Raw genomic sequence first — 16,258 nt, forward strand, 5'->3', positions numbered from 1 at the left:
GTAGAGGTACTGCTCGAAGAAAGCCACAGTGCGCTGTGGTGCCAGGGGTTGCGGTGCGGTCGACGATGATCGCCGTACTGCTAGACGTCGGTCGAGCCGCGGATGTCACGCCGGTCGCAGTGCCGGCGGTCGCTCAGCGCTCGACTTCCAGGCGCTGCAGATAATGGCTGCCGCCCAACTGACGCATCTGCCGGCGGATCCAGTTCGCTCGATTGCTCACGTAGGCGCTGGGGCGGCCGGCGCTCCACTCGCGCGGGTTGGGCAGCACCGCGGCGAGCAGGCAGGCCTGGCGGGTCGACAGGTACGGCGCACCCACACCGAAGTGCTGCCGTGCGGCCGCTTGCGCTCCGAAGATGCCCGTGCCCCATTCGACGCTGTTGAGGTAGACCTCAAGGATGCGCTGCTTCGGCCACAGCAGTTCGATCAGTGCTGTAAACCAGGCTTCGACGCCCTTGCGCAGCCAGCTGCGACCGGACCACAGGAACAGGTTCTTGGCCACCTGCTGGCTCAGCGTGGAGGCGCCGCGCAGCGAACCGCCGCTGGCGTTGTGGCTGAAGGCCGCGCGGATCGCGGCGACATCGAACCCCCAGTGCTCGGCGAACTTCTGGTCCTCGGCGGCGATCACCGCCATCTTCAGATCGTCCGGCAGCTCCTGCCACGGTCGCCATTCTCGCTGCAGGTCGATGGGCTTGCCGTCGATCCAGGATTCGATCTTGCGCTCGACCATCAGCGCGGTGAACGGCGGCGGCACCCAGCGCAGCAGCAGGACCAGCGCGGCCGACAGGGCGGCGGTCCAGAGCAGCAACTTGATCAAGCGGCGCAGCAGGAAGCGGAGCATGTGGCGTGGTCGCAGGCAAAAAGAGCCGGCATTATAGCGGCCGTTACGCAGCCACCACCCGGACGACCCGATGATTCGTGCATACCTGCCGCTCGCCGCCGGCTTCGGCCTCACCGGCGTTGCGCTCGGCGCCTTCGCCGCGCATGGCCTGAAAGCCAGCCTGAGCGCCGAGTACCTGGCCATCTTCCAGACTGCCGTGCTGTACCAGCTGATCCATGCCCTGGCATTGTTCGGTGTCGCGTTGCTGAGCCTGCACGCGCCGGGCCGGCTGCTGCGTGCGGCCGGGGCGTTGTTCGCCATCGGTGTCGTGCTGTTCAGCGGCAGCCTCTACCTGCTGACTCTGACCGGCATCGGCAAGCTCGGTATCGTCACGCCGCTGGGCGGTACCGCCTTCCTCGCCGGCTGGCTGTGCCTGGGGCTGGCCGGCTGGCGCCTGCAGCGCCGGGTGGGATGAACGGCTGCCGCCAGCGCCTTGGTGTGCCGGGTGGTTCGGGCTAGAATGCCGACCCCCTTTTGCAACGGCGGCCAACCCACATGCTGATCCAGTTGAATGGCGAACCCTACCAGCTGCCCGCCGGCCAGACGGTCGCCGATCTGCTCGTGCGCCTGGAACTGAGCGGGCGGCGCCTGGCGGTCGAACTCAATCGCGACATCGTGCCACGCAGCGCGCATGCCACGACGGCGCTCAAGGAGGGCGATCACGTCGAGGTGGTGCACGCCATCGGCGGCGGCTAGGGCTCCCGGCCACCCAGTTTCGAAGCGTCCGCTGCCGTGACGGCGGTCGTTGTGCTGTTCAACCTCCGAACGAGGATTACCCATGCGCGCAGTTCCGAACGACAAGCCCTTCATCCTGGCTGGCCGCACCTATCAATCACGGCTGCTGGTAGGCACCGGCAAATACAAGGACCTCGACGAGACGCGCGACGCCATCGAGGCCTCCGGCGCCGAGATCGTCACCGTCGCCGTGCGCCGTACCAACATCGGCCAGAACCCCGGCGAGCCGAACCTGCTCGACGTGATCAGCCCCGAGCGCTACACCATCCTGCCGAACACCGCCGGCTGCTACACCGCCGAGGATGCGGTGCGCACCTGTCGCCTGGCGCGTGAGCTGCTCGACGGCCACAAACTGGTCAAGCTGGAAGTGCTGGCCGACCAGAAAACCCTGTTCCCCAACGTGATCGAAACCCTCAAGGCCGCCGAAGTCCTGGTCAAGGACGGCTTCGACGTGATGGTCTACACCAGCGACGACCCGATCATCGCCCGCCAGCTGGCGGAGATGGGCTGCATCGCGGTGATGCCGCTGGCCGGCCTGATCGGCACCGGCCTGGGCATCTGCAACCCGTACAACCTGCGCATCATCCTCGAGGAGGCCACCGTACCGGTGCTGGTGGATGCCGGCGTGGGTACCGCGTCCGACGCCACCATCGCCATGGAGTTGGGTTGCGAGGCGGTGTTGATGAACAGCGCCATCGCCCATGCGCAGCACCCGGTGCTGATGGCCGAGGCGATGAAATACGCCATCGAGGCTGGGCGTCTGGCCTATCTCGCCGGACGCATGCCGAAGAAGCTTTACGCCAGCGCTTCGTCGCCTCTGGAAGGACTGATCCGCTGATTCCTCTCGTGGCCGGTCCCGATGTCGAGTCGGGGCCGGCTTTTTTGTTTTCGCAGGTATCCCATGACTGAACCGACCTCCACGCCCGAGCAGCCGCTCGAACATCGGCGCACCATCAAGAGCTTCGTGATGCGCGCCGGCCGCACCACCCTCGGCCAGCAGCGCGGCATCGAACTGGGCTGGCCGAAGTTCGGCCTGGAGCTGAGCGACGGCCTGCGCGACTTCGACCAAGTGTTCGGCCGCCAGGCGCCGCGTACCTTCGAGATCGGCTTCGGCATGGGCCATTCGACGCTGGAAATGGCCGCCGCCGCGCCCGAGCAGGACTTCATCGGCGTTGAAGTGCACAAGCCGGGGGTGGGGGCGCTGCTCAGCGGACTTCTGTCACAAAACCTGCAGAATGTTCGCGTCTACAGTTGCGACGCGCTCGAGGTCCTGCGTGAATGCGTCGCCGACGCCAGCCTCGATCGGGTTCTGCTGTTTTTCCCCGATCCTTGGCACAAAAGCCGTCACCATAAACGCCGTATCGTGCAACCGGCTTTTGCCGAGCTGATCCGGCAGAAGCTCAAGGTCGGTGGCGTGCTGCACATGGCGACCGACTGGCAGCCGTATGCCGAGCACATGCTCGAGGTGCTGAGCGCAGCGCCGGGCTACCGCAATCTCGCAACCGACGGCGCTTACGTGCCGCGGCCCGCGGAGCGTCCGGTGACCAAGTTCGAGCGCCGCGGCGAGCGCCTCGGTCACGGCGTCTGGGACCTGAAGTTCCAGCGCGTCGACTGAGTCGGCACGCACCGCCGCACAAGAGCCGCAGCCAAGCGGCCGCAGGATGCACAACGCCAGGACGGCTCGCCTGCCCGAACCGAACAACAATGCCAGCGGATGGCCGCGAGCCTGCACATGCACGGCCGTCGTCGTCCGCCACAAGGGGGAAGTAGACGATGAACGTGAAGATTGCAGTGCTGCTGACGGCTTGGGCCAGTTGGCCGGCGCTCGCCGCGGTGGATGCGAGCCAGGCGGCCCGCCTGGGACAGGACCTCACTCCGCTCGGCGCCGAGCGGGCCGGCAATGCGGACGGCACGATCCCGGCGTGGACCGGCGGCATCGCCCCGCCAGCGAGCTACCAGCCGGGCATGCACCATCCAGATCCGTTCGCCGATGATGCGCCGCTCTATCGCGTCGACAAGAACAACCTCGCCGAGCATGCCGAGCGGCTGCCCGAGGGTCTGGCGGCGCTGCTCGAGCGCTATCCCGAGTTCCATCTGCGCGTCTTCCCGACCCGTCGCAGCGCTGCAGCGCCGCAGCGTATCTACGAGGCTACCCGGGCCAATGCCCAATCCGCCGAGCTGATTGCCAACGGTAATGGCATCCAGGGCGCGGCGGCCGGCATTCCCTTCCCGCTGCCGCAGAACGGCATGGAGGCGATCTGGAACCACGTGCTGCACTACAAGGGCGATCAGACCCACATGATCAACCACCAGGCGGTGGTGATCGGCGGCCGTGCCAACTACATCAAGCGCGATCGTCACGTGTATTACGTCTACAACCGCGAGGATATGGAGCAGGGTGATCTGAACAACACCCTGCTGTACTACAAATACCGGGTGACCGCACCGGCCAAGCTGGCCGGCACCTCGCTGGTGGTACAGGACCCGATGGATCAGGTGCTGACTACGCGCAAGGCCTGGCGCTACAGCCCGGGTGACCGCCGAGTGCGGCGCCTGCCGTCGCTGGCCTACGATTCGGTGCAACCGGACACCAGCGGCCTGGCCACCGCCGACGTGGTCGACTCGTTCAACGGCGCGCCGGATCGCTACGACTGGCAGCTGCTGGGCAAGCGCGAAATGCTGATGCCCTACAACAGCTATGCGGTGCACCAGCAGGGCATTCCTTACGACGACATCGTGCTGCCGCGCACGCTCAACCCCGAGCTGCTGCGTTACGAGCTGCATCGCGTGTGGGTGGTCGAGGCGACCCTGCGTACCGGCTTCACCCATCCTTACGCCAAGCGGCGCTTCTACCTCGACGAGGACAGCTGGCAGATTCTCGCCGTGGATCTGTTCGATGACGGCGGCCAGCTGATCGGCCTGCAGGAAAGCCATCCGATCAGTTACTACGAGGTGCCGATGTTCAACAGCACCCTGGAGACGCTGTATCACCTCAAGGACGGCAACTACTTCGTCGATGGGCTGGACAACGGCGAACCGATGTACGACTTCGGCGTGCGCCTGAGCCCCCACGACTTCTCGCCACAGGCGCTACGCCGCGGCGCGAACTGAGTCGAACGCCACACAAGAACGCCGCCCTCGGGCGGCGTTTTCATGTGTGGCGATGCGTGCTCAGTTGCGATCGGCGATCACTCCGACGATGAACAGCACCACCAGCAGCACCGGTGCCAGCGTGTAGTTGTTGAACTGCGCCAGCCCCTTCGCCAGCCAGGGGCTCAGGTAGATGATCCCCAAGCCGTAGACGATGGCGCAGAAGATCACGAACAGTAGGGTGCGCAGCACGAAGTTGAGTCCGCCGATGTTCTTCTGTACCCAGGCATTGAGCGCCGGGCCGAACAGCACGAACAGTGTGGCCATGATCGCCAGCGAGATATCCGACAGGTGACTGCGGCTCCAGCGCGACAGGCTGGCGATCAGGTCGAGTAGCAAATCCATGCGGGTTCCTTAGGGCAGGAAGAGTTGGAGCAGGTCGTTGAGAAACAGCTGGCCCTTGGGCGTCGCCACCAGCCGCTGCGGATCGGCGACCAGCAGGCCGCGCGCCTCGGCCTCGCGACGCCCGGCGGCGAGCAGGTCGAGCGGCAGGCCGGTGCGCTGAGTGAACAGCAGTGTCGGCACGCCGTCGGTGAGGCGCAGCACATTCATCAGGAATTCGAAGGGCAGCTCGTCCGTCTGCAGCTGCTTTTCGCCGGCACGAAAGGGTTTTCCCGGGTCGAGGTAGTCCTTTGGTGTGCGGGTCTTCCAGCTGCGCAGGATGCGCCCGTCGGCCTGGGTGAGCTTGGCGTGGGCGCCGGCGCCGATGCCGAGGAAGTCGCCGAAGGTCCAGTAATTCAGGTTGTGTCGCGCCTGCCGCCCGGGCTGCGCATAGGCGGATGTTTCGTACTGGCGATAGCCGTGTTCGGCGAGCAGCGCCTGTCCGGCTTCCTGAATGTCCCAGAGGATGTCGTCGTCCGGCAGCTGCGGCGGCCGGCTCCAGAACTCGGTGTTCGGCTCGACGGTCAGCTGGTACCAGGACAGGTGCGTCGGCTGCTGGGCGATGGCGGTGCGCAGGTCTGCCAGCGCCTCCTCCAGGCTCTGCTGCGGCAGGCCGTGCATCAGGTCCAGATTGAAGTTGTCGAAGCCGGAGGCACGCGCCATGTCGGCGGCGCGGATGGCCTCGTCGCCATCGTGGATGCGCCCCAGTGCCTTGAGCTTGTCGGCCTGGAAGCTCTGCACGCCGATCGACAGCCGATTGATGCCGAGCTGGCGATAGTCGCGGAACTTGGCCTGCTCGAAGGTGCCCGGGTTGGCTTCCAGGGTGATCTCGATGTCATCGGCGAAGCCCACCTGCCGCTCCAGCCCGTCGAGGATGTGCCCCAGCGCCGACGCGCTGAACAGGCTCGGCGTGCCGCCGCCGAAGAAGATCGAGGTCAGCCGGCGCTGCTGTACCTGTTCGAGATCCTCGTCCAGGTCGGCCAGCAGCGCGTCGGCATAGGCGGCTTCTGGCAACTCGGCGCCGGCGGCGTGGGAGTTGAAGTCGCAGTACGGGCATTTGCGCACGCACCAGGGGATGTGCACATACGCCGCCAGTGGCGGCAGCGGGTCGAGCGGCGCCGTTTGGTGTTGCCCGGATACCGCGCTGGCTGCCGTGTCCGAGGCAATGATCACGCGATGCCCAGGCGCTGCTTGAGCAGTGACATGGCCCGCGCGCGGTGGCTGAGCTGGTTCTTCTCGGCTGCCGGCAGCTCGGCGCTGGAGCAGTCGCATTCGGGCACCCAGAACAGTGGGTCGTAGCCGAAACCGTGCTCACCGCGCGGGGCGTGCAGGATGCGCCCGTGCCACAGGCCTTCGCAGATGATCGGCAGCGGGTCATCGGCGTGCCGCACCAGCGCCAGTGCGCAGACGAACTGGGCGTCGCGCTCGGCGTCCGGCACGTCCTGCAGAACGTGCAGCAGCTTGGCGTTGTTCGCCGCGTCGCCCTGGCCGTCGGCATAGCGCGCCGAATAGATGCCCGGCGCGCCGCCAAGCGCATCGACCGCCAGACCGGAGTCGTCGGCCAGTGCCGGCAGTCCGGATAGCCGCGCGGCGTTACGCGCCTTGAGAATGGCGTTCTCGATGAACGACAGGCCGTTCTCTTCCGGCTCGATGGTGCTGAACTCGGCGACCGAGCGGACGCGCACGCTATCGCCGAGCATGGCCTGGAGTTCCTTGAGCTTGCCGGCGTTGTGGCTGGCAAGCACCAGTTCTTTGAAAGGCATCATTCGTCGGGGAAGATTTCCTGGTTGAAGTCGAAGGTCACCGGCTCGCCATCCTGCGGCTTGACCGTCAGGCTGAAGCGCAGGGTTTCCTGGGAGTCGATGGGGAACTGCGCCAGGTAGTACAGCGCCGCATCGCCTTCCTTGAGCTGCTTGAAGGTCAGCGGCCGGTCCTGCCCGAGCAGGTTCTTCACCGTGCCGCTGACCTGCGCCGGCACCGCCTTGCCCTGCTTGAGCACGGAGACGTTGACCACGCCCTGCGTCTTGCTGCGCACCAGACCGGCCGCGGCGGCGACGTCCGGCTGCAGGAAGCCGGAATTGAAGGCGATGTAGTGAATGTCGTACTCGCCGACGCTGTGCTTGCGCTCGGCGAACGCCGGCAGCGCGAACAGCGCGACCAGCAGGCAGATCAGGGCACGTTTCATGGTCTCTCCTCCAGCAGTGCAGCCGGTCATCGGGCCGGTCCGGTAACGCGGTAGATGCCGATCTCGCCTAGCAGGTTGGGCCACAGGCGACTGCCCCAGCCGTGTCGGTGATCGCGATCCACCGCCAGTCGCTCCAGCACCCGCGCGCCACGTTCATGGCAGAGCCGCTCGAAGTCCTCGAAGGTGCAGAAGTGAATGTTCGGCGTGTTGTACCAAGTGTAGGGGAGGAACTCGGAAACCGGCATGCGGCCCTTGCTCGCCAGGTACCAGCGACAGCGCCAGTGGCCGAAGTTGGGGAAGGTGATGATGCACTGGCGACCGACGCGCAGCATTTCCTTCATCAGCAGGTCGGGATAGTGCACGGCCTGCAGCGCCTGGGTCATCACCACCATGTCGAAGCTGTCGCTGGCGAAGTTGCCGAGGCCCTTGTCCAGGTCCTGCTCGATGACGTTGACGCCCTTTTCGATGCAGGCGGCGATGTTGTCGGGGTCGATCTCCAGGCCATAGCCGCTGACCTGCTTGTGGTCGCGCAGCCAGGCCAGCAGCTCGCCGTTGCCGCAGCCCAGGTCGAGCACCCGGCTGCCGGTCGGAATCCAGTCTTGGATGATGTCCAGGTCGGCGCGCATGGAGGTTCCTTATACGGCGATGCGGTTCATGTAACCGCGAAAGGCCTGCAGGTAGCGGGGATTGGGGATCAGGAAAGCATCGTGGCCCTGCGGCGCGTCGATCTCCAGGTAGCAGACGTTCTTGCGTGCGGCGAGCAGCGCGTCGACGATTTCCCGCGAGCGCTCCGGCGAGAAGCGCCAGTCGGTGGTGAAGGACATCACGCAGAAATCGGCCTTGGCATCGGCGAAGGTCTTGGCCAGGTCGTCATCGTGCGCGGCGGCCGGGTCGAAGTAGTCCAGCGCCTTGGTCATCAACAGGTAGGTGTTGGCGTCGAAGCGGCTGGAGAATTCCTCGCCCTGGTAACGCAGGTAGCTCTCGACCTGGAATTCCACGCTGTTGAAGTCGTAGTTGAGCTTCTCGCTGCGCAGGCCGCGACCGAACTTGGTGCCCATCGCATCGTTGGACAGGTAGGTGATGTGGCCGACCATGCGCGCCAGCATCAGGCCGCGCTTGGGAATCACGCCCAGATCCTGGAAGTGCCCGCCGTGAAATTCCGGGTCGGAGAGAATCGCCTGGCGCGCGACTTCGTTGAAGGCGATGTTCTGTGCCGACAGCTTGGGCGCCGAGGCGATCGCCAGGCAGTGGCGCACGCGCTCGGGGTAGCTGATGGTCCATTGCAGCGCCTGCATGCCGCCCAGGCTGCCACCCACCACGGCGGCCCATTGTGCGATGCCGAGCTGGTCGGCCAGACGTGCCTGGCTGTGCACCCAGTCCTCCACGGTGACCACCGGGAAGTCGGCGCCATAGACCTTGCCGGTCGCTGGATTGAGGCTGCTCGGGCCGGTCGAGCCGTTGCAGCCGCCGAGGTTGTTCAGGCTGACGACGAAGAAGCGCTCCGTGTCGATCGCCTTGCCTGGCCCGATGCAGCTATCCCACCAGCCCGGCTTGCGATCGTCCGGGCTGTGGTAGCCGGCGGCATGGTGATGGCCGGACAGCGCATGGCAGATCAGCACGGCATTGCTGCGCGCGGCGTTCAGTTGGCCGTAGGTTTCGTAGATCAGCTGGTAGTCAGCCAGCGTGCGGCCACAGGCGAGTGCCAGCGGTTCGGCGAAATGCGCGACCTTCGGACTCACCAGGCCAACGGAATCGGCTGGAATGGCAGTGGGCATCGACCCTGGCTCTTGCGAAAAGAAGGCGGCAAAGTCTAAAGGGAAGCGCGCCGCAATTCATCTGCAATCGCTGCGGCCGATCAGCACCGAGCCGCATCCGCCAGGTTGACCACCTTGGCCTGGCGCCGCCGCGGCGCGGGCAGGCGCAGCACGCGCAGCATTTCTGCCGCCTGCGCCAGCTGCTGGTCCAGCTCGCCGCTGTAGCGGGTCAGCAGCTGGCCGCGCTGGCTGTCCTGCTGGCTGGTCTGCGCCAGTGTCTTGAGGCGCAGCATGTGGATTTCCAGCTGTTGCTTGTTCTCCAGCGCATGCTGCAGCAAGGGCGTCAGCGCGTCGCCAGCCCAGCTCTTGGCCTCCTGCCGCAGGCGCTGGTGCAGGCCGATCACCTCCTGCACCAGCGTGGCGAAGAAGCGCCGGGTGAGCGCGCTCTGTTCGGTGAGCAGGGTCTTGAGCTGCAGGCGGAACTGGTCGGCCTTGCTCTGCAGGCTGCGCAGTTCGTGCTGGAACGGCTGGAGCTCGAACAGCGGCGCATCGAGGCCCTGCAGCGGGTTTTCCTCGTTGTGCCGCTGGTAGATGGCAACGACCACCTTGTTGGCGCGTGCGGCTTCGAGTTCCAGCGCGTGCAGGTCCTGCTCGACGCAGCGGAAGAAATGCAGGATGGCCAGGTTGATACCCAGCGTCGTCAGGCTGCCGGTGAGGCCGCGACGCAGACGGGCCAGGTGCTCCTCCAGGCGCTCGGCGCGAATGGCCGCGCCGAGCAGCTCGCCCTGACGCTGCAGCAGGTGCTGATTGGTACGCAGTTCGAGCAGGCGTTTGTGATGGCGGTTGTGGTCGTGACGGGTGCGCGCGGTCAGCTCCAGCAACATCTGCCCGTTGCCTTCCTGGTGGTTCTCCAGCAGCGCGCGCTGCTCGTTGACCTTCTCGCGGCGTAGCTGCAGCACCTGCTGGCTGTTGTGCAACAGGGCGAGCACCTGGCGCACTACCTGCTCTTCGAGCAGGCGCTCCTTCTGCGCCAGGATGCGCGCGGCAAGCAGCTGCTCCAGCGCTTCGAGCTGGCTGCGCTCGAGCAGCGCCTGATCGCCGCGCACCTTACCCAGCAGGGCCTGCTTGGCCGACAACGGCAGCACCTGGTCACTGTCGATGCCCAGTTGCTGGGCGGTGCTGGCGCGCATCTGGTCAATCGCTTCGCTGACGAACTCGTCGCCGGCAGGGTCGTCCCACAGCACGTCGATCTTGTTCAGCACGGCGAACAGGTTGCCGCGGGTATCGCTGTCGAGCTGGCAGACGTGCCGTCGCCAGATGTCCATGTCGCTGGCAGTGACGCCGGCATCGGCGGACAGCATGAACAGGACGGCTTGGGCGTTGGGCAGCATCGACAGCGTCAGCTCCGGTTCGCTGCCCAGCGCGTTCAGGCCCGGGGTGTCGAGAATGCGCAGGCCCTGGCGCAGCAGCGGATGATCGAAGCTGACCAGCGCATGGCGCCAGGCCGGCACCAGCACCTGCTCGGTGCCTTCGGCGCGCTCCAGCGTCTCGGCCTGGAAGCCCAGTTCGATCGCCTGCTCGACCGACACGGCCTTGGTCCGGGCGACCTGGGTGAAGGCCTCGACCATGCTTTGCGGATCGTGCGGGTACAGCGGGATGTTCAGCCAGTGCCGCGGCGTGCGCTTGAACTGCGCGATGCTGGTGTCTTCCAGGCGTGATTCGATGGGCAGCAGGCGGATGTAGCAGCGCTCGGCCCGCGGGTCGAAGAACAGCTCGGTCGGGCACATGGTGGTGCGCCCCGCGCGTGACGGCAGGATGCGTTGGCCGTAGCTGGAAAACAGCAAGCTGTTGATCAGCTCGGTCTTGCCGCGTGAATACTCGCCGACGAACGCCAGGGTGATCTGATCGGTGCGCAGGATGCGCAGCGCACGCTCGAGACGGGCATCGACCGCCTCGCTGCCGAGGCGGTTGTGCAGCAGCCAGCTGCGATAGCGGGTGATCTCGCGGATCAGGTCGCGTTTCCAGGTGACGTAGGCGTCCACCTGTCGATCGAGTCGTTCCATGCTCATCCCGGGTCCCTGGGGAAGTGGTACGGCGATTTATCCGATTCGCTGACAGACGGTCAATCCGCGACCGCCGGTTGGCCGCCCGGTGGGCCTGTGAAGCCCCCGGACGGTCGTCAGGCTCAGATCAGCATGCGCAGAATGTTGGGCATGTGCGTCATGGTCGCCAGGTTGTTGACCACCAGCATGTCCAGCAGCTTGATCGCCAGGAAGGCGAAGATCGGCGAGATGTCGAGCCCGCCGAGATTCGGCAGCAGGCGACGGAACGGAGCCAGCACTGGCTCGCACAGCTGGCTGACCAGCTGCGCGCCCGGGTTGTGGCTGCCCGGCGCGACCCAGGAGAGGATCACGCTGATGATCAGTGCCCAGAAGAAGATGTTGAGAAACAGCCCGGTGATGCCGATCAGTGCCCATATCAGCAGCAGAATCGGGTTGCCGGTGGTGCCGTAGGCGACCAGCAGGATCAGCGCCATCAGCACGATCTGCACGATCAGCGCGAGCAGCAGCGACGACAGGTCCAGCGTGCCCATGCTCGGAATCACCCGGCGCATCGGCCGCAGCAGCGGGTGGGTGGCCTTGACGATGAACTGGCTGAGCGGGTTGTAGAAGTCAGCGCGCACCAGCTGCAGGATGAAGCGCAGCAGGACGATCAGCAGGTAGAGGCTGCCGAGCGTCTGGATGATCAGGATCAGGGCTTGCGAAAGTTGGGACATGAATGCTCCTTATTGGCCCAGTTGTTCGGCCAGCTCGGCCGAGCGGTGCGCGGCGGCGTTCAGCGCCTGCTGCACCAGTTGCTCGAAGCCGCCAGCCTGGAAGGCTTTGATCGCCGCTTCGGTGGTTCCGTTCGGCGAGGTGACGCGGCGCCGCAGCTCGGCGGCGTCGACGTCGCTTTCGCAGGCCATGCGCGCCGCGCCCAGGGCAGTCTGCAGCGTCAGTTGCGCGGCGGTTGCGCGTGGCAGCCCGAGTTGTTCGCCGGCCGCGGTCATCGCCTCGATGAGCAGGAAGAAGTAAGCCGGGCCGCTGCCGGATACGGCAGTGACCGCGTCGATCAGCTGTTCTTCGTCCAGCCACAGGGCCACGCCGACCGCCGAAAGCAGCTGTTCGGCCTGGTGCTTCTGCATAGCGCTGACCTGTGCGTTGGCGAACAGGCCGCTGACGCCCTGGCGCAGCAGCGCCGGGGTGTTCGGCATGCAGCGCACGATGGCCCGCGGCTGCGGGCCGAGCCAGCGCTGCAGGCTGTCGCAGGTGATGCCGGCAGCGATGGAAACGATCAGCGTGGTCGGTGCAAGCTGCGCTGACAGGTCGCGGCAGACGGCCTGCATCACCTGCGGTTTGACCGCCAGCACCACCACATCGGCATTCGTCAGCGCGTCGCGGTTGTCGGCGAAGGTCTGGATGCCGTGCTCTGCGCTGATTCGCGCGCGCTGCTCGGCACCAGGATCGCTGGCGCGGATAGCGTCGGCGGCGACACCCTGGGCGCGCAGACCGCCGATCAGGCTGGCCGCCATGTTGCCGGCGCCGATGAAAGCGATGCGGGGAGAAGTCATAGCAATTCCTTTATTGAGGGCGGCCGTAGTCACGGGCGCCGAACAGGGCAGTACCGATGCGCACCCAGGTGGCGCCTTCGGCGATGGCCGCTTCGAGATCCTGGCTCATGCCCATCGACAGCGTGTCCATGCGGGGATCCAGTTCGTCGCGCAGATGGCGAAGGCGGGCGAAGGCGGCGCGCTGCACGGCGGCATCGTCGCTCGGTGCGGGAATGCACATCAGTCCGCGCAGGCGCAGGCGCGGCAGCGCGGAGATCGCGGCGACCAGTTCCCGCGCCTCGCTTTCGCTGCAGCCGGATTTGCTCTGCTCGTCGCTGACATTGACCTGCAGGCACACGTTCAGCGGCGGTAGATGCGCGGGACGCTGGTCGGACAGGCGCTGGGCGATCTTCAGTCGATCCACCGAATGCACCCAGGCGAAATGCTCGGCGATCGGCTTGGTCTTGTTCGACTGGATGGGGCCGATGAAGTGCCAGGTCAGCGGAACGTCGGCGAGCAGCGCCTGCTTTTCCAGCGCTTCCTGCAGGTAGTTCTCGCCAAAATCGGCCAGGCCGGCGGCGAACGCTTCGCGCACGGCGCTGGCCGGCTGGGTCTTGCTGACGGCCAGTAGACCGACCGTGGAAGGCTCGCGCCCCGCAGCTTGCGCCGCCTCACGGATGCGCGCTACGACCTTTGCAATATTGTTCGCTATCGTGGACATTACCTGCGCCCGCCGCCTGAGGGTCTGCGCGGCATTCTACCCGCTTGCCTGTAATTGGGGAGTCCCATGGATATCACAGAACTGCTGGCCTTCAGCGCCAAGCAGGGCGCGTCCGACCTGCACCTTTCCTCCGGCCTGCCGCCGATGATCCGCGTCGACGGCGACGTGCGGCGGATCAATCTGCCGGCGATGGACCACAAGCAGGTGCACGCGCTGATCTACGACATCATGAACGACAAGCAGCGCAAGGATTATGAAGAATTCCTCGAGACCGACTTCTCCTTCGAGGTGCCCGGCGTTGCGCGTTTTCGGGTCAACGCGTTCAACCAGAACCGCGGCGCCGGTGCGGTGTTCCGGACCATTCCCTCCAAGGTGCTGACGATGGAAGACCTGGGCATGGGCGAGGTCTTTCGCAAGATCACCGACGTACCGCGCGGCCTGGTGCTGGTCACCGGCCCGACCGGTTCGGGCAAGTCGACCACGCTGGCGGCGATGCTCGATTACCTGAACAACACCAAGTACCACCACATCCTCACTATCGAGGATCCGATCGAATTCGTTCACGAATCGAAGAAGTGCCTGGTCAACCAGCGCGAAGTGCACCGTGACACGCTGGGCTTCGCCGAAGCGCTGCGATCGGCGCTACGTGAAGACCCGGACATCATTCTCGTCGGCGAGATGCGCGACCTGGAAACCATCCGTCTGGCGCTGACTGCCGCGGAAACCGGTCACCTGGTGTTCGGCACGCTGCACACCACCTCGGCCGCCAAGACCATCGACCGCGTGGTCGACGTGTTCCCGGCCGAGGAAAAATCGATGGTGCGCTCGATGCTTTCCGAATCGCTGCAGGCGGTGATCTCCCAGACCCTGCTGAAAAAGGTTGGTGGCGGACGAGTGGCGGCGCACGAAATCATGATCGGCACCCCGGCGATCCGTAACCTGATCCGCGAGGACAAGGTCGCGCAGATGTACTCGTCGATCCAGACCGGTGGCGCGCTGGGCATGCAGACCCTCGATGCGTGCCTCAAGGGCCTGCTCGCCAAGGGGCTGATCAGCCGCGACAGCGCCAAGGAAAAGGCCAAGCAGCCGGAAAACTTCTGACAATCACTGCGCCGCGCATGCCTGAATGCGATGGCGCCGCGCCTGCGAGAACCCCGATGGAATTCGAGAAACTGTTGCGCCTGATGGTGGAAAAGGGCGGCTCCGATCTGTTCATCACGGCCGGCGTACCGCCGTCGATGAAGATCAACGGCAAGATCATGCCGGTGAGTAAAACGCCGATGTCGCCGGAGATGACCCGCGAAACGGTGCACGGCGTGATGAACGAACAACAGCGGCGCGAGTTCACCGAAAATCACGAGTGCAACTTCGCCATCAGCGCCCGTGGTATCGGCCGTTTCCGCGTCAGTGCCTTCTATCAGCGCAACCTGGCCGGCATGGTGCTGCGGCGCATCGAAACCAACATCCCGACCATCGAAGACCTCAAGCTGCCCGATGTGCTGAAGAAGCTGGCGATGACCAAGCGCGGCCTGGTGCTGTTCGTCGGCGCCACGGGTACCGGCAAGTCCACCTCGCTGGCGGCGATGATCGGTTACCGTAACAAGAACTCGAGCGGCCACATCATTTCCATCGAGGACCCGATCGAGTTCATTCACCAGCACCAGAGCTGTATCGTCACCCAACGCGAGGTCGGCATCGATACCGAATCGTTCGACGTGGCGCTGAAGAACACCCTGCGCCAGGCGCCGGACGTGATCCTCATCGGCGAAGTGCGTACCCGCGAGACGATGGATTACGCCGTGGCCTTCGCCGAGACCGGCCACCTGTGCCTGGCCACCCTGCACGCCAACAACGCCAACCAGGCGCTGGATCGCATCATCAACTTCTTCCCCGCCGACCGGCAGCAGCAGGTGTGGATGGATCTGTCGCTAAACCTCAAGGCCATCGTCGCCCAGCAGCTGGTGCCGACGCCGGATGGCAAGGGTCGCCGCGCGGTCATCGAGGTGCTGATCAATACCCCGCTGGCGGCCGACCTGATTCGCAAGGGCGAGGTGCACGAGCTGAAGAATCTGATGAAGCGCTCCACCGAACTCGGCATGCAGACCTTCGACCAGGCGCTGTACAACCTCTACGTGCAGGGAGAGATCACCTACGAAGATGCGCTGGCGCACGCCGATTCGGCCAACGATCTGCGTCTGCTGATCAAGCTGGGTTCGGAAACCGACGGCGAGCACCTGACCAGTATGTCGCAGGGCCTGAGCCTGGAAGTCAGCGACGATGATCCGGGGCGTAGCTTCCGCTAGCGCTGCCGTCCCGCGCCGCGCCGCGAACGGAGCAGCAGGTCCGGTTGTGCCGGATGCGCGCGCGGCGATACAGTCGAGACGCTGATCCATCGCAGCCAAGGGGGCAAACGTGCAGCAGGACACACACAGCAAGGTGATCGGATATCTTCTATGGATATTCGGTTTTCTAGGGTCGCACCGTTTCTACTACGGTCGGCCAGTCACCGGGACCATCTGGTTCTTCACGCTCGGCCTGTTCTTCATCGGCTGGATCATCGACCTGTTCCTGATCCCGTCGATGGACCGCGAAGCCGACCTGCGCTTCCAGTCCGGTTCCATCGACTACAACGTCGCCTGGATCCTGCTGACTTTCCTCGGCGTGTTCGGCGTACATCGCATGTATCAGGGCAAATGGATCAGCGGGATCATCTACCTGTGCACCGGCGGGCTGTTCTTCCTCGGCGTGCTCTATGACTTCTGGACGCTGAACGACCAGATTTCCCTGCGCAACGCGCAGCAGCGCTGAGGCGAACGCAGCGGTGGCTGCTGACGTCGGTCTGCGGTGAGCGCGCGACCGGTGCGGG

General features: G+C 65.4%; 19 protein-coding genes. 8 read left to right on the forward strand and 11 right to left on the reverse strand.

The window, feature by feature from the left end:
- Window positions 1-133: 133 nt before the first annotated feature.
- Window positions 134-838 (reverse strand): monofunctional biosynthetic peptidoglycan transglycosylase, encoded by a 705-nt coding sequence (gene mtgA / locus U8L64_RS14175; protein ID WP_102829103.1) that lies wholly within the window; start codon window positions 836-838, stop codon window positions 134-136.
- A 70-nt stretch (window positions 839-908) separates the two neighbouring features.
- On the opposite strand from mtgA, the gene U8L64_RS14180 reads away from it, so the two are divergent.
- The 5 genes from U8L64_RS14180 to U8L64_RS14200 all read left to right on the forward strand — a co-directional run bounded on the left by U8L64_RS14180 (window position 909) and on the right by U8L64_RS14200 (window position 4,723).
- Window positions 909-1,292 carry a DUF423 domain-containing protein gene (locus U8L64_RS14180; protein WP_043299494.1) on the forward strand — a complete coding sequence of 128 codons (384 nt, stop codon included), beginning with the start codon at window positions 909-911 and terminating at the stop codon, window positions 1,290-1,292.
- A gap of 80 nt (window positions 1,293-1,372) precedes the next feature.
- Entirely contained in the window at window positions 1,373-1,573 is a 201-nt protein-coding gene (thiS, locus tag U8L64_RS14185; RefSeq protein WP_043299495.1) for a sulfur carrier protein ThiS, read from the forward strand.
- An 82-nt stretch (window positions 1,574-1,655) separates the two neighbouring features.
- Window positions 1,656-2,450 (forward strand): thiazole synthase, encoded by a 795-nt coding sequence (locus U8L64_RS14190; RefSeq protein WP_043299496.1) that lies wholly within the window; start codon window positions 1,656-1,658, stop codon window positions 2,448-2,450.
- 63 nt (window positions 2,451-2,513) lie between these two features.
- Window positions 2,514-3,227, forward strand: a complete 714-nt coding sequence (gene trmB / locus U8L64_RS14195) for a tRNA (guanosine(46)-N7)-methyltransferase TrmB (protein WP_043299497.1) — start codon at window positions 2,514-2,516, stop codon at window positions 3,225-3,227.
- A 158-nt stretch (window positions 3,228-3,385) separates the two neighbouring features.
- Complete coding sequence (locus U8L64_RS14200; protein WP_333398109.1) at window positions 3,386-4,723, forward strand: DUF1329 domain-containing protein; 1,338 nt, start codon at window positions 3,386-3,388, stop codon at window positions 4,721-4,723.
- 60 nt (window positions 4,724-4,783) lie between these two features.
- Here the strand turns inward: U8L64_RS14200 and U8L64_RS14205 are convergent, their stop codons facing one another.
- The 10 genes from U8L64_RS14205 to U8L64_RS14250 form a co-directional block, all read right to left on the reverse strand.
- Window positions 4,784-5,107, reverse strand: a complete 324-nt coding sequence (locus U8L64_RS14205; RefSeq protein WP_043299499.1) for a DUF3392 domain-containing protein — start codon at window positions 5,105-5,107, stop codon at window positions 4,784-4,786.
- Between the two features lie 9 nt (window positions 5,108-5,116).
- Complete coding sequence (hemW, locus tag U8L64_RS14210; RefSeq protein WP_333398195.1) at window positions 5,117-6,247, reverse strand: radical SAM family heme chaperone HemW; 1,131 nt, start codon at window positions 6,245-6,247, stop codon at window positions 5,117-5,119.
- Between the two features lie 65 nt (window positions 6,248-6,312).
- A complete protein-coding gene (gene rdgB, locus U8L64_RS14215; RefSeq protein WP_333398110.1) occupies window positions 6,313-6,909 on the reverse strand; it encodes an RdgB/HAM1 family non-canonical purine NTP pyrophosphatase in 597 nt (198 codons plus the stop codon).
- Complete coding sequence (locus tag U8L64_RS14220) at window positions 6,906-7,328, reverse strand: DUF4426 domain-containing protein (RefSeq protein WP_054094364.1); 423 nt, start codon at window positions 7,326-7,328, stop codon at window positions 6,906-6,908. Before U8L64_RS14220 ends, rdgB begins: the two co-directional genes overlap by 4 nt.
- 26 nt (window positions 7,329-7,354) lie before the next feature.
- Entirely contained in the window at window positions 7,355-7,954 is a 600-nt protein-coding gene (gene metW / locus U8L64_RS14225; RefSeq protein WP_043299502.1) for a methionine biosynthesis protein MetW, read from the reverse strand.
- Window positions 7,955-7,963: 9 nt separating this feature from the next.
- Entirely contained in the window at window positions 7,964-9,103 is a 1,140-nt protein-coding gene (metX, locus tag U8L64_RS14230) for a homoserine O-succinyltransferase MetX (protein ID WP_077682778.1), read from the reverse strand.
- Window positions 9,104-9,183: 80 nt separating this feature from the next.
- Window positions 9,184-11,151, reverse strand: coding sequence for a dynamin-like GTPase family protein (locus tag U8L64_RS14235; protein WP_333398111.1), 1,968 nt, complete (start codon window positions 11,149-11,151; stop codon window positions 9,184-9,186).
- A 116-nt stretch (window positions 11,152-11,267) separates the two neighbouring features.
- Window positions 11,268-11,858 (reverse strand): YggT family protein, encoded by a 591-nt coding sequence (locus U8L64_RS14240; protein ID WP_008568510.1) that lies wholly within the window; start codon window positions 11,856-11,858, stop codon window positions 11,268-11,270.
- Between the two features lie 9 nt (window positions 11,859-11,867).
- The gene (gene proC, locus U8L64_RS14245; protein WP_077682776.1) at window positions 11,868-12,692 is read right to left on the reverse strand and encodes a pyrroline-5-carboxylate reductase; all 825 of its coding nucleotides are present in this window, start codon (window positions 12,690-12,692) and stop codon (window positions 11,868-11,870) included.
- Window positions 12,693-12,702: 10 nt separating this feature from the next.
- Window positions 12,703-13,392, reverse strand: coding sequence for a YggS family pyridoxal phosphate-dependent enzyme (locus U8L64_RS14250; RefSeq protein ID WP_043299505.1), 690 nt, complete (start codon window positions 13,390-13,392; stop codon window positions 12,703-12,705).
- 66 nt (window positions 13,393-13,458) lie between these two features.
- On the opposite strand from U8L64_RS14250, the gene U8L64_RS14255 reads away from it, so the two are divergent.
- From U8L64_RS14255 to U8L64_RS14265, 3 genes are all read left to right on the forward strand, one after another.
- Window positions 13,459-14,493 (forward strand): type IV pilus twitching motility protein PilT, encoded by a 1,035-nt coding sequence (locus U8L64_RS14255; protein WP_043299506.1) that lies wholly within the window; start codon window positions 13,459-13,461, stop codon window positions 14,491-14,493.
- Window positions 14,494-14,549: 56 nt separating this feature from the next.
- Window positions 14,550-15,695: a PilT/PilU family type 4a pilus ATPase gene (locus tag U8L64_RS14260; RefSeq protein WP_043299507.1), complete on the forward strand. Its 1,146-nt coding sequence runs from the start codon at window positions 14,550-14,552 to the stop codon at window positions 15,693-15,695.
- 109 nt (window positions 15,696-15,804) lie between these two features.
- A complete protein-coding gene (locus tag U8L64_RS14265; RefSeq protein ID WP_008568505.1) occupies window positions 15,805-16,200 on the forward strand; it encodes an NINE protein in 396 nt (131 codons plus the stop codon).
- Window positions 16,201-16,258: the final 58 nt, after the last annotated feature.

Source organism: Pseudomonas sp. FIP_A4, from assembly GCF_036701605.1.
In the GTDB taxonomy this organism is placed as follows: Bacteria; Pseudomonadota; Gammaproteobacteria; order Pseudomonadales; family Pseudomonadaceae; genus Stutzerimonas; species Stutzerimonas phenolilytica.

Coding starts and splice junctions, on each gene's coding strand:
- metX (WP_077682778.1), bottom strand. CDS start 9,103: ATGCCCACTGCCATTCCAGCCGATTCCGTTGGCCTGGTGAGTCCGAAG.
- metW (WP_043299502.1), bottom strand. CDS start 7,954: ATGCGCGCCGACCTGGACATCATCCAAGACTGGATTCCGACCGGCAGC.
- U8L64_RS14240 (WP_008568510.1), bottom strand. CDS start 11,858: ATGTCCCAACTTTCGCAAGCCCTGATCCTGATCATCCAGACGCTCGGC.
- U8L64_RS14180 (WP_043299494.1), top strand. CDS start 909: ATGATTCGTGCATACCTGCCGCTCGCCGCCGGCTTCGGCCTCACCGGC.
- U8L64_RS14250 (WP_043299505.1), bottom strand. CDS start 13,392: ATGTCCACGATAGCGAACAATATTGCAAAGGTCGTAGCGCGCATCCGT.
- U8L64_RS14235 (WP_333398111.1), bottom strand. CDS start 11,151: ATGAGCATGGAACGACTCGATCGACAGGTGGACGCCTACGTCACCTGG.
- thiS (WP_043299495.1), top strand. CDS start 1,373: ATGCTGATCCAGTTGAATGGCGAACCCTACCAGCTGCCCGCCGGCCAG.
- U8L64_RS14260 (WP_043299507.1), top strand. CDS start 14,550: ATGGAATTCGAGAAACTGTTGCGCCTGATGGTGGAAAAGGGCGGCTCC.
- trmB (WP_043299497.1), top strand. CDS start 2,514: ATGACTGAACCGACCTCCACGCCCGAGCAGCCGCTCGAACATCGGCGC.
- U8L64_RS14200 (WP_333398109.1), top strand. CDS start 3,386: ATGAACGTGAAGATTGCAGTGCTGCTGACGGCTTGGGCCAGTTGGCCG.
- proC (WP_077682776.1), bottom strand. CDS start 12,692: ATGACTTCTCCCCGCATCGCTTTCATCGGCGCCGGCAACATGGCGGCC.
- U8L64_RS14190 (WP_043299496.1), top strand. CDS start 1,656: ATGCGCGCAGTTCCGAACGACAAGCCCTTCATCCTGGCTGGCCGCACC.
- U8L64_RS14205 (WP_043299499.1), bottom strand. CDS start 5,107: ATGGATTTGCTACTCGACCTGATCGCCAGCCTGTCGCGCTGGAGCCGC.
- rdgB (WP_333398110.1), bottom strand. CDS start 6,909: ATGATGCCTTTCAAAGAACTGGTGCTTGCCAGCCACAACGCCGGCAAG.
- mtgA (WP_102829103.1), bottom strand. CDS start 838: ATGCTCCGCTTCCTGCTGCGCCGCTTGATCAAGTTGCTGCTCTGGACC.
- U8L64_RS14255 (WP_043299506.1), top strand. CDS start 13,459: ATGGATATCACAGAACTGCTGGCCTTCAGCGCCAAGCAGGGCGCGTCC.
- U8L64_RS14220 (WP_054094364.1), bottom strand. CDS start 7,328: ATGAAACGTGCCCTGATCTGCCTGCTGGTCGCGCTGTTCGCGCTGCCG.